Consider the following 10,665-nt stretch of genomic DNA (forward strand, 5'->3'; position numbering starts at 1 on the left):
GCATGACGAACACTGCCTTCTCTCTCTCGGAGCGCTCGGTCGCCTATGCGCGCATGGCCGAAGCGCTATCTCACCTTGGAGATACCTGGCGCGACTGGCCCGATCTCGCTGAGTGCGCGCGTGCCGTCGGTCTGTCGCCGCACCATTTCCAGCGCGAGTTTACCCGCTGGGCCGGCATCAGCCCGAAACAGTATCAGGCTGCCCTTGCCCATGCGGCGGCGGGTGACCTTCTGCGCGAGGGCGCAAGCCTTCTGGACACGTCGTATGAAACGGGCCTGTCTGGCCCGTCCCGCCTGCATGATCTGTTCATCGCGCATGAGGGTCTGACGCCCGGCGAAGCGAAGACGGGCGGGCAGGGCGCTGACCTTGTCATGGGAGAGGCGGAAACGCCATTCGGCACGGCTGTGCTCGTTATCTCCCGGCGCGGACTTTGCGGGCTTGGCTTTGCCGATGATGGCGCTGAGATGAAGTCAGGGTTCGAACACCCGGGTTATGGCAAAACGGCGGTGAAGCAGGATTTCGCCAGCCGCTACCCCAACGCTTCGGTTCGTGAAGACAATGGTGAGGCGGCGCGCTGGGCGACCCGTATCTTCGAGGGCACGGAGCCTGTCCCTGTTGCACTCTATGGCACGCCCTTCCGGCGCCAGATCTGGCGGGCGCTTCTCGATATTCCGCCGGGCGAGACCCGAACCTATGGCGAAGTCGCTACCGCCGCAGGAAAGCCTAAGGCGGCGCGGGCGGCAGGCACTGCCATTGGAGCGAACACAATATCGTGGCTTATTCCCTGCCATCGCGCCCTTGCGTCAGATGGGCGGTTACATAATTACCATTGGGGTGTGGCGCGAAAGCGCGCCATGCTGACATTTGAGCGCGCACACGCCGCCTGAGGTCTCTCGAAGGCCTGGCGGCGGGCACGGCACCCGGTAGTGGAAGAGATATGGGATACCTTACATTTTACGCGATGATGTTCGTCGCTCTCGGGCTGTGGGGAATCTGGATATTGATGAAGTGGCGTGAGCTGCCGACCTTCTCCAAAGCTGTCTATGAATCGATGCGGGAGAAAAAACTTCTTTCCGACCGCGTCTCGCAGGAAGACTTCCAGGAAATCTTCATCCGCACCGAAGCGCCGCTTGCCGCCTCCTATCGCTGGGGCGCCGCGCTGGTGAGTCTCCTTGCGCTGCCGCTCCTCATTATGGGGTTCAATAATCTGTGGGACTTCATGTGGCGTCTAAGCGGTGCCGCCCCCGGCCCGTTGGAGCGCGGTTACATGTTCAATGTCTTCATGACCTTCATGTTCGTCATGGGCGTTACCGTGCTGTTCCTGTATGCGGTCACCTCGCACTATTATCGAAATGCTCCGCCATCATTGAAATCTGAAATCCGCCGCCTCGAAGGAAATGACGAATGAGTGTCGAATATCTCCATACGATGATCCGGATCAGCGACGTTGATGCGGCGCTGAAATTCTTCTGCGACGGCCTCGGCCTCAAGGAACTTCGCCGGGTCGATAATGAGGCAGGCCGCTTCACGCTCGTCTTCCTTGCCTCCCCGGAAGACATCGCTCGTCACAAGCCGGACCCGAATGAAACGGGGCTTCCACCGGGCCTTCCGATGATCGAGCTTACGCACAACTGGGATCCTGAAGAGCTGGAAGGCGGCCGCAATTTCGGTCACCTCGCTTACAAGGTGGACGACATATACGCGGCGACCGAACGCTTTCAGGAGATCGGTGTGACGATCAATCGTCCGCCGCGCGATGGCCGTATGTGCTTCGTGCGCTCGCCAGACGGAATTTCGGTAGAGCTTCTGCAGAAGGGTGACGCCCTGCCACCGAAAGAGCCTTGGGCTAGCGCCGAGAATATCGGCACCTGGTAGGCAACGCGCCGCGCAGCATATGCTGCGCGCAGCCAATAAAGAGGCGCATCCCGATCGTGCGTCACTCTCGATGAGCCCCAAGGCTTATCTGAGAGTCCATCTCCCACAATTTCCCGGCGCGCCCTATTTACGGCCACAAGCTGGACCCTCAGCCCGCGTGCCGCGGTCGAGGGTGACGCTTGGGATGAGGGCTTGCGCCTTTCCATTTGCTAATGCGCCGCAGTTGCCGCGATCGAAAGCCCGCTTAAATCGCCGATATGGCAGACGATAGAGACAAAGAGAGAAACAGGTTCAGCGCCCGGCTGAGGCGGACCGCGCAGGTCGGCTCCAACCTGTCTGGCGCGGGTGTCGCTTTCGCGACGAACCGGATTTTCGGCGGTGACGAAGGCGATGAGCGCACCGCCCGCGCGCTCGCCTCTGCCCTTGGCAAGACCAAGGGGCCGCTGATGAAGGTCGCGCAGATCCTGTCGACCATTCCTGATTTCCTGCCGCAGGAATATGCCGACGAGCTATCCCAGCTTCAGGCGCAGGCCCCGCCCATGGGCTGGGCCTTCGTCCGGCGCCGGATGCGCGCAGAACTTGGGCCGGACTGGCAGGACAAATTTTCCGAGTTCGGCCAGGAAGCGGCGCATGCTGCATCATTGGGACAGGTTCATCGGGCCACCCTGCCGGATGGGCGCGAGGTTGCCTGCAAGCTCCAATATCCGGACATGGCAAGCGCCGTTGAAAGCGATGTTGGCCAGCTTAAGAGCCTGCTTGGCATGTTCCGCCGCCTCGACGGCTCCATCGATCCTGAAGAGATCGTGGTAGAAATCTCCGACCGCCTGCGCGAAGAGCTCGACTATAAGCGCGAGCGCAAGGCGATGAACCTCTATCGGCATATGCTGGAGGAGAAAGATTTCGTCCATATCCCCCAGCCTGTGGATGAGCTCTCCACTGATCGTCTCTTGACCATGGAATGGGTCACCGGCGATCCGCTGAATGCCTGGCAGGATGCCCCGCAGGAGGTGCGTAACGGCATCGCCAAGCGCCTCTACTGGACGTGGTGGCTGCCCATGCTTCGATACGCCGTGATCCATGGCGACCCGCACCTTGGCAATTATCAGGTCACCAATGACGGCGAGGGCCTCAACCTGCTCGACTTCGGCTGCATCCGTATTTTCCCGCCGAATTTCGTCGGCGGCGTTGTCGACCTTTACCGTGCGATCCGGGCCGATGATTTCGACGCGACCTATGCGGCCTATCAGAAGTGGGGCTTCAAGAACCTCAACAAGGACCTCGTCGAGATCCTGAATATCTGGGCGAAGTTCATCTATGGCCCGCTTCTGGAAGACCGGGTGCGCAGCGTCGCCGACGGTGTTGCGCCGGGTGAGTATGGCCGTAAACAGGCCTTTGAGGTGCGCAAGCGCCTGAAAGAAGCAGGTCCAGTGACCATTCCGCGCGAGTTCGTTTTCATGGACCGCGCCGCAATCGGCCTTGGCGCGGCCTATATCCGGCTCGGCGCCGAAGTGAATTACCACCGCCTGTTTGAGGAAAGTCTTGAAGGGTTCAGTGAAGACGCGGTCGCAGCCCGCCAGACCGAAGCGCTTTCCAAGGCAGGTCTTACGGTCTAGGCCGGAAAGATGGAATCGAAGCCCTACAACACGCCCGAAGCTCTGGGCCGTGAGCCGTTCACGGCTGCGTTCTGGACGCTCTGCGCCCCTTTCCTGTTCCCAGTGCTCGGCGCCTTTCTGATCGGCCTCGCCTGGCCGGGCTTCAACCAGGTCATCAACGGAACCGATAGAACTACGGAAGCAATTGGTCTCCTCTGGACAGCGCTCGCCGCCATCCATCTCGTCCATTTCGCAATCCTGAGTATCTGGAGTGAGCGTATGGGCGCCGGGGCTTTCGCCGGCTCAATGCGCGCATCGCAGAACTGGATCGTCGCCTCGATCCTGCTCGGCCCGGTCATCCTGATCGCGCCGAACCTCATCGCGGCGCTGCTGGCAGGCGGGGAGCAGGGATGGGAATACTCCCGAGACGTCGATACCAGCTTCTTTGCGCGCGAGAATTGGGGCATCGCCTACCTGGTCTTCGCTCTCCTGCTGGCGCCGATCCTTGAAGAAGTCACATTTCGCGGTGTGGCACTCGGCGCGCTAGTCGTTCGCGGCGTTCCACCTTTTATGGCTATGGCCCTTTCTTCCGCCGCCTTCACCTTCCTACACCTTCAATACAGCATCCCCGCGCTCATCGTTGTGTTTGTTGCGGGTATGGGGTTCGCCTGGCTCCGGCTGAAGAGCGGCTCCATGCTTGTGCCAATCCTCGCGCATATCGCGGCGAATAGCATGATCACCTTTCTGGCCAGCCTCGCGCCTCCCGCTGGGTGAGGACTTGTTGAGCGAAGCGGCTTGCTGCACACCGCATTCGAAATGACAGACGATCTAGACCGTTCCCAGACATTCGATCTTCCCGAAGGCTACCAGCTCCTGCCATGGCACAGGGGCTTTGGCCGACAGATCGGCCCGCTTTTCGAGAAGCGGGGCCCAGACGGGATCACCCGCGCCTTCCGTGTGGAAGAACATCACACAAATGGAATGATGAACGCCCATGGCGGCATGCTGATGACCTTTGCCGACATGGCCTGGGGTGCAGCCGTCGAAAGCGACGAGGATAGCTGGTGGGTCACCATACGCCTTCTTTGCGACTTTCTGTCAGGCGCGAAGCATGGCGAATTTGTTGAAGGCAAGGCGACCATCGTGGCCGAAGAAGCCAGTGTCTACACCGTCGAGGGCCGCATCTGGACAGGCGATCGGACGCTCCTCACCGGTAGCGGTATCTTCAAGGTCATCGAGCGGCGCGGATGAGGCTGTAATTTCCATGAGTGACGGCAATTTTCCCAACAAGACTTTGGGCGCTGACGAGATGCCGCTTGCACGGTATGACGGTGAGAAACCGCCTGCGCCGGACTGGTTCAACTGGGCCATCGCGCAGGAAGCCAGCGAGTCCAGTGTTGAAGTCGATGGCGCGAAGATTGCCTATCGATGCTGGGGCGACACCTCGAAGCCCGGCCTGTTACTTGCCCACGGAAATGGTGCTCATAGCCGCTGGTGGGACTTTATCGCGCCCTTCCTTACAACCGACTATTATGTCGTCGCACCGACCTTTTCGGGCATGGGCGACAGTGAATGGCGTGACGCGTACAGTTTCCCTGTCTTCAACCGTGAGCAACTCGCGGTGAGCGAGCATGCAGGCCTTTTCAATCATGCTGAGAAGCCGATCATCGTCTCGCACAGCTTTGGCGGAATCATTTCGCTCAATACGACCATATCCGAAGGCGGCGAAAAGTTTGCCGGCGCGGTGATTGTCGATAGCCACCTTGAGCCGCCGGGCGATGAGCGGCCGCGACCGCCGCGCCGCACGCGGGCCAACCGCATCTATGCTAGCTTCAATGACGCTCTGGCCCGCTTCCGGCTCGCCCCACCGCAGCCTTGCGACAACCATTACATCGTAGATTACATCGCCCGTCACAGTATCACGACCATGAAGGGTGAGGATGGCGAAGAAGGCTATTCCTGGAAATTCGATCCTTTCATCTTCAACTCGCTGATGGATGAGTGGAATGATGTCGACCTGACAGGACTGGAGACGCGCTGTCCGATCGTCTTCATGCGGGGCGGGCTATCCGAGCTCGTGCCAGACCGGGTGGCAGACTATATGTGCTCGCTTCAGGATCCGCCTGTGCCGATGATCACGGTGCCCGAAGCCTATCATCATGTGATGCTGGACCAGCCGCTTGCCTTCGTCTCTTCAATCCGCGGTCTGCTTGCGGGGTGGCCGGGGCGCCGCTGATTTGGCGTTTGCAAGCGCTGGCCTTGCCCCCTACACACCCGCGAAATGATCGAGCTCCTCCCCGAAACGCCCGCCCGCCACGCCGAGGCGATTGAAGACCTGTTCGACCGCACCTTCGGGCCTGGCCACTTCGCCAAGACCGCAGAGCGGCTGCGCGAATATTCCAGAACCCTGCCAGAGATCAACCGGGTGGCCGTGGTTGACCGCGATACGGTCGTGGGCGTCTGCCGGGTCTGGCCGCTCAAGGTCGGCGCGCGGGGCGACAAGGCGCTGTTCTATGGCCCAGTGGCCGTCTCACCGGCATGGCGAGGCTCAGAGCTTGGCCTTCAGCTTACCGAAGCAGCGCTTGAGGCTGGCAAGGCGGCTGGCTGGCCTGCGGCCGTCCTAATCGGCGCGCCAGCCTATTTCAGCCGGATCGGCTTTGAGGTGACGCCGCGCGGGCGCCTCACCTTCCCCGGCCCGCAGGACCAGTCTCGCGTCATGGTGCGCGACCTCGCCGGAGACGCGAGCCTGCTCGAAGGCCTCGTAACGGCGATCTAGGACGTCTGGGCCCGTCCCACTTGCGGGACGGCATCGATACCGTCGACATCTTCGAGCGCGCTGATGTGATCCTGGTTGGCGCCCTTCGCGATGACGCTGAAGGAGGCATTCGTCTCCAGGATGACCCACTGGACCTGATCGGGGTCGACGAGGCCGTTCTGGCGGATGGCTGACATGACTTCGCGCTTTGTCACGCGCTCACGCCGCATGGCCTCTTCAAGGAAGACGCCCCTGTCGAGCAGGACGACTGGCTTTGCCTTGACGATCTTCGAAAGGGACTTGCTGTGCAGGACTGACTTGGTCAGGACCCACTGAAGGATGAGCAGCATCACGATGGCCGCGACCGACTCGATGACGGTTACGCCCTTCAGCACGATGCCGGAGCCGACGAGCGAGCCGATCGCCACCGTCACGATCCAGTCGAAATTGTTCATCTGCGACGTCGCGCGCTTGCCGGACAGGCGGATGGCGAGCACGATGGTGATGTACATGATCGGCGCAGAGATCAGAACGCGCGCGAGATCACTCTGCTGATCGAGGAGAATTGGATCCATGGGAGCGGCTCCGGTCAAATTGCGTTCTATCCTGAATGGATGGGCAGGCGCACCGTTCCCGGCTCTCTCTTGTTTCCTATGCCACCAACTCGGGACGAGGTGACGGGCCGGGCTTGATGTGGTTCGATAGTTCAGCGATTATTGAAATATGGATTCAACGACTGCACTCACGGCCTTTGCCGCGCTGTCCCAGGAAGGGCGGCTGGAGGTGTTCCGGCTGCTTGTAAAGGCAGGTCCGGACGGGCTCGCCGCCGGCCTCATCGCTGAGCGCGTTGGCAGGGCGCCAAACACGCTCTCGGCCCAGCTGAACCTGCTCCAGCAGGCGGGCCTGATCGAGAGCCGCCGCGAAGGGCGCTCTATCATCTATTCGGCCTGTTTCGACCAGGTCAGCGACCTCATCGTCTACCTGCTGGAAGATTGCTGCGCGGGAGAGCCCTGCGTCGCCATCAGTGTACAGGCCGCTGCGGACCGCGCGCTCTGTTGTGCGCCGACAAGCTCGACCAGCTCATAATACGCCACACCAGACCGACGGGGAAATCTCATGGGCGCGTTTGAACGCTATCTTTCAGTCTGGGTCGCCCTGGCCATCGTGGTGAGCATTGGTCTGGGACAGGTCTTGCCCGGCGCATTCGGTGCGCTGGCGGGCTTTGAATATGCCAATGTGAACTTTGCGGTCGCCATCCTCATCTGGGCGATGGTCTGGCCGATGATGATCGGGGTGGACTTCTCCTCGCTCGCCCGGGTGGGGGAAAAGCCGAAAGGCCTCCTCATCACGCTGGTGGTGAACTGGCTCATCAAGCCTTTTACCATGGCCGCGCTGGGGGTGGTCTTTTTTCGTTATGTCTTTGCCGGGCTGATCCCCGAAGCGGATGCGGAGGGCTATATCGCAGGACTGATCCTGCTCGGTGCGGCGCCCTGTACGGCGATGGTCTTCATCTGGTCACAGCTGACGCGCGGCGACCCGAACTACACCCTCGTCCAGGTCAGCGTGAATGACGCGATCATGGTCGTCGCCTTCGCGCCCATCGTAGCGCTGCTGCTCGGGATGACCGACATCATCGTGCCGTGGGAAACGCTGCTGCTCTCGGTCGCACTCTATGTCGTCGTGCCGCTGGTGGCGGGGATCGCGGTGCGCCAGATGCTGAAGGCGCGGGGCGGAGAGGCGGCCGTCGAAGGCTTCATCGAGCGGGTAAAGCCCGCCTCGGTGCTCGGCTTGCTTCTGACCGTGGTCCTCCTCTTCGGGTTTCAGGGCGAGGTGATCCTCTCCCAGCCGCTGGTCATCGCGCTGATCGCCGTGCCGATCTTTATCCAGTCCTATGGCATGTTCGCGCTCGCCTATGGCGCGGCCTATGCGCTGAAAGTCCCGCACAATGTGGCCGCGCCCTGCGCGCTGATCGGGACGTCGAACTTCTTTGAACTGGCCGTGGCTGTGGCGATCTCTCTGTTCGGGCTAAATTCAGGTGCGGCGCTCGCAACTGTTGTTGGTGTGCTGGTGGAGGTGCCGGTGATGCTGTCTCTCGTGGCGTTTGCGAACCGGACGCGGGGGGCTTTTGTAGAGGAGGGCTGATGCCTTCTCCCTTCTCCCTCGGGAGAAGGGCCGGGGATGAGGGGGGGCTGCCTCTCATCAAGTGCTGCGGGTGGCAGTGATTGGTCGGGAGTATCGCTGCGGCTTCAGTTTCTGATACGGCTTCTGCTTCCCCTCACCCCGTGCTCCGGCGCATCGCAGTGCGATGCTTCTTCCTCCGCACCCTCTCCCCAAGGAGAGGGGAATACGCCCGCCTCCTACTCCACACAGCACAAGCGCCCGCAGGCTCCGTTGGGGGAGTGCGGGGTGGGTCCGACTTTGTTGCACGAGATCCCGGCCTTCGCCGGGATGAGCGGATCACTATTGATCGGCGGGGCGCGGGCGGTGGTTTTGGTGGGGTGTCGCTCTGGTGTGAGGGCGGTGTGCCCCTGGTGCAGCGGCGGTGTAGGCGCGGTGCATAGGGTGAGCGCGGTCCAGGCAGGCTCAAGCTGCAAGGCGGGGCGTGTCCAGGGGGCGGGGGTATAGGCGGCGGGCAGCGCGGCGCGCTGGGCCTGCTCGGCCTCTGTCAGTTCCCATGCCGAGACCCAGATGACGCCATCCTCGCGCACATGCCAGTTCACCCAGCTGCGGCCGTCCGCCCTCGCTTCGTCAAAAGTGGCGCTCAGCCGGCCCAGATAATGAAACAGCGTCCGCCAGTGCCGCACCGGCACCCCCATCAGACAGCTCCATATGATCGCCCAGCTCAGCTCCATGCGGCAGCGTTATGGACGGGCGCGCGGGGAGGGGGATGTTAGACCTGCACAGGCTGAGCTTTCTCGTCGATTACGCCGCCTGCCGCAAAGCCAAGAATTACTTTCTTCCAATCCGGCCAAAATTCGCAATCGAGAAGCCTCAATATTGCATCGCGACACAATTCATCGAACACGTGAAGTTCCTTAGATCCCAGTCCCAATTCCTTTTCGTTTTTCTTTGACAGTTTTCCATTATGTACCGCCGCAGAACGAAGGCGATAAAGCTTAGCTACGGTGTCGAACGTTCTTAATCGGCTTTCAGAATTATCGGGGTTTAAAAACTGACCCAGCCCCGTGATCCGGGCCGTTCATTCGGAGAGTCTGTTCGCCTTTCTTTCTGTTGGTTGGTTTGAGGTCAAGGCCCGGCGAGCGGAGCCACCGCGACGCTCAAGCGAGCCGGGCCGGTGTCTGCGGTGCTGAGCGGCATAGGTCAACGGAGCAAGTCCGCCGAGTGCGGTGTGCGGCCGTGTCGTGTTGTAATCGATCCGCCAGGCTTCGATGATGCGCCGGGCGTCACCGAGACTGTCGAAGAGATGCTCGTTCAGGCACTCGTCGCGCAGCCGGCCGTTGAAGCTTTCGACGAAGGCATTCTGTGTCGGCTTTCCCGGCGCGATGTAATGCCACTCGATGCCGACCTCGCGGACCCATTTCAGGATCGCATGACTGGTGAGCTCAGTGCCATTGTCGGAGACGATCATCTTCGGAGCGCCCCGCTGGGCGATGAGGCGGGACAGCTCCCTCGCGACCCGCACGCCGGACAAGGAGACATCGACGACCACAGCCAGGGCTTCCCGGGAGAAGTCGTCGACAACACAGAGCGTGCGGAACCGGCGGCCATCGCTGAGGGCATCCGACACGAAGTCCAGGCTCCATCGCTCATTCGCCTGTTCCGGCAGGAGCATGGGCGAACGCGTGCCTGTCGCCCGCTTTCGCCCGCGTCGTCGTTTCACGGCCAACCCCTCCTCGGCATAGATGCGGTAGATCTTCTTGTGATTGGCACTGAGGCCCTCGCGGTCCAGCAGGATGCCGAGCCTGCGATAGCCGAACCGGCGGCGTTCACCAGCCAGCTCCCGTAGCCTCTGGCGCAGCTTCTCGTCACCGCCATCGCGTTTCTCATACTGGAAGGTGGACCGATCGAGATCGGCCAGCAGGCAGGCCCGACGCTCCGACAGGCCATGCGTTTCCATCACGTGGTGCACGGCCTTCCGCTTCGCATCGGGCGTCAGAAGTTTTTTGTCGCCAGGTCCTTCAGGGCGGCATTGTCCAGCATGGCATCGGCCAGGAGGCGCTTCAGCTTCGAGTTCTCCTCCTCCAGCGTCTTCAACCGCCGGGCGTCCGACACCGTCATGCCGCCGAACTTCGCCTTGTACTTGTAGAAGGTCGCATCCGAGATGCCGTACTTGCGGCAGATATCGGCCGTCTTCACACCAGCTTCGTGCTCCCGGATCATCCCAATGATCTGTTCTTCGGAAAATCGTGATTTGCGCATCTGTCATCCTCTTCGTGTCGAGGACTCTGCAAATTCATGGCCGGAAATTACGGGGCTGGGTCA

The 10,665-nt window shown here is 61.3% G+C and carries 13 protein-coding genes; 10 read left to right on the forward strand and 3 right to left on the reverse strand.

What is annotated here, in order from left to right:
* The first annotated feature begins 2 nt into the window (after window positions 1–2).
* The 8 genes from D1224_RS14015 (at window position 3) to D1224_RS14050 (ending at window position 6,243) form a co-directional block, all read left to right on the forward strand.
* Window positions 3–887: a methylated-DNA--[protein]-cysteine S-methyltransferase gene (locus tag D1224_RS14015; RefSeq protein ID WP_119380577.1), complete on the forward strand. Its 885-nt coding sequence runs from the start codon at window positions 3–5 to the stop codon at window positions 885–887.
* Between the two features lie 50 nt (window positions 888–937).
* A complete protein-coding gene (locus D1224_RS14020; protein WP_147372402.1) occupies window positions 938–1,408 on the forward strand; it encodes a hypothetical protein in 471 nt (156 codons plus the stop codon).
* Window positions 1,405–1,875 carry a VOC family protein gene (locus D1224_RS14025; RefSeq protein ID WP_119380579.1) on the forward strand — a complete coding sequence of 157 codons (471 nt, stop codon included), beginning with the start codon at window positions 1,405–1,407 and terminating at the stop codon, window positions 1,873–1,875. Before D1224_RS14020 ends, D1224_RS14025 begins: the two co-directional genes overlap by 4 nt.
* A 257-nt stretch (window positions 1,876–2,132) precedes the next feature.
* A complete protein-coding gene (locus tag D1224_RS14030) occupies window positions 2,133–3,488 on the forward strand; it encodes an ABC1 kinase family protein (protein WP_119380580.1) in 1,356 nt (451 codons plus the stop codon).
* Between the two features lie 9 nt (window positions 3,489–3,497).
* Window positions 3,498–4,241, forward strand: coding sequence for a CPBP family intramembrane glutamic endopeptidase (locus D1224_RS14035; RefSeq protein WP_119380581.1), 744 nt, complete (start codon window positions 3,498–3,500; stop codon window positions 4,239–4,241).
* A 42-nt stretch (window positions 4,242–4,283) separates the two neighbouring features.
* On the forward strand, window positions 4,284–4,718 hold the full coding sequence (locus D1224_RS14040; protein WP_119380605.1) for a PaaI family thioesterase: 435 nt from the start codon (window positions 4,284–4,286) through the stop codon (window positions 4,716–4,718).
* Window positions 4,719–4,731: 13 nt separating this feature from the next.
* Window positions 4,732–5,703 (forward strand): alpha/beta fold hydrolase, encoded by a 972-nt coding sequence (locus D1224_RS14045; RefSeq protein ID WP_119380582.1) that lies wholly within the window; start codon window positions 4,732–4,734, stop codon window positions 5,701–5,703.
* Between the two features lie 45 nt (window positions 5,704–5,748).
* The gene (locus D1224_RS14050) at window positions 5,749–6,243 is read left to right on the forward strand and encodes a GNAT family N-acetyltransferase (protein WP_119380583.1); all 495 of its coding nucleotides are present in this window, start codon (window positions 5,749–5,751) and stop codon (window positions 6,241–6,243) included.
* Here the strand turns inward: D1224_RS14050 and D1224_RS14055 are convergent.
* On the reverse strand, window positions 6,240–6,797 hold the full coding sequence (locus tag D1224_RS14055; RefSeq protein ID WP_119380584.1) for a DUF421 domain-containing protein: 558 nt from the start codon (window positions 6,795–6,797) through the stop codon (window positions 6,240–6,242). The two genes, D1224_RS14050 and D1224_RS14055, sit on opposite strands and share 4 nt — an antisense overlap.
* Before the next feature lie 148 nt (window positions 6,798–6,945).
* Between D1224_RS14055 and D1224_RS14060 the strand changes: the two genes are divergently transcribed.
* Together D1224_RS14060 and arsB are read left to right on the forward strand one after the other, a co-directional pair.
* On the forward strand, window positions 6,946–7,308 hold the full coding sequence (locus D1224_RS14060; protein WP_119380585.1) for an ArsR/SmtB family transcription factor: 363 nt from the start codon (window positions 6,946–6,948) through the stop codon (window positions 7,306–7,308).
* Window positions 7,309–7,338: 30 nt separating this feature from the next.
* A complete protein-coding gene (gene arsB, locus D1224_RS14065) occupies window positions 7,339–8,364 on the forward strand; it encodes an ACR3 family arsenite efflux transporter (protein WP_119380586.1) in 1,026 nt (341 codons plus the stop codon).
* Between the two features lie 215 nt (window positions 8,365–8,579).
* Here arsB and D1224_RS14070 read toward each other — a convergent pair whose 3' ends face one another.
* A complete protein-coding gene (locus D1224_RS14070; RefSeq protein WP_147372403.1) occupies window positions 8,580–9,074 on the reverse strand; it encodes a hypothetical protein in 495 nt (164 codons plus the stop codon).
* A 347-nt stretch (window positions 9,075–9,421) separates the two neighbouring features.
* Window positions 9,422–10,602, reverse strand: a protein-coding gene (locus D1224_RS14080; RefSeq protein WP_119377970.1) for an IS3 family transposase whose coding sequence is annotated in 2 segments (ribosomal slippage) — window positions 9,422–10,353 and window positions 10,353–10,602 — 1,182 coding nt in all. Because the reading frame shifts where the segments join, the coding sequence is not laid out codon by codon here.
* Window positions 10,603–10,665: the final 63 nt, after the last annotated feature.

This window comes from Henriciella barbarensis, from assembly GCF_003576345.1.
GTDB classification, from domain to species: domain Bacteria; phylum Pseudomonadota; class Alphaproteobacteria; order Caulobacterales; family Hyphomonadaceae; genus Henriciella; species Henriciella barbarensis.

Bases quoted from the DNA above. Each gene is read 5' to 3' on its own strand.
- D1224_RS14015 (WP_119380577.1), top strand. From the start codon at position 3: ATGACGAACACTGCCTTCTCTCTCTCGGAGCGCTCGGTCGCCTATGCG.
- D1224_RS14020 (WP_147372402.1), top strand. From the start codon at position 938: ATGGGATACCTTACATTTTACGCGATGATGTTCGTCGCTCTCGGGCTG.
- D1224_RS14025 (WP_119380579.1), top strand. From the start codon at position 1,405: ATGAGTGTCGAATATCTCCATACGATGATCCGGATCAGCGACGTTGAT.
- D1224_RS14030 (WP_119380580.1), top strand. From the start codon at position 2,133: ATGGCAGACGATAGAGACAAAGAGAGAAACAGGTTCAGCGCCCGGCTG.
- D1224_RS14035 (WP_119380581.1), top strand. From the start codon at position 3,498: ATGGAATCGAAGCCCTACAACACGCCCGAAGCTCTGGGCCGTGAGCCG.
- D1224_RS14040 (WP_119380605.1), top strand. From the start codon at position 4,284: ATGACAGACGATCTAGACCGTTCCCAGACATTCGATCTTCCCGAAGGC.
- D1224_RS14045 (WP_119380582.1), top strand. From the start codon at position 4,732: ATGAGTGACGGCAATTTTCCCAACAAGACTTTGGGCGCTGACGAGATG.
- D1224_RS14050 (WP_119380583.1), top strand. From the start codon at position 5,749: ATGATCGAGCTCCTCCCCGAAACGCCCGCCCGCCACGCCGAGGCGATT.
- D1224_RS14055 (WP_119380584.1), bottom strand. From the start codon at position 6,797: ATGGATCCAATTCTCCTCGATCAGCAGAGTGATCTCGCGCGCGTTCTG.
- D1224_RS14060 (WP_119380585.1), top strand. From the start codon at position 6,946: ATGGATTCAACGACTGCACTCACGGCCTTTGCCGCGCTGTCCCAGGAA.
- arsB (WP_119380586.1), top strand. From the start codon at position 7,339: ATGGGCGCGTTTGAACGCTATCTTTCAGTCTGGGTCGCCCTGGCCATC.
- D1224_RS14070 (WP_147372403.1), bottom strand. From the start codon at position 9,074: ATGGAGCTGAGCTGGGCGATCATATGGAGCTGTCTGATGGGGGTGCCG.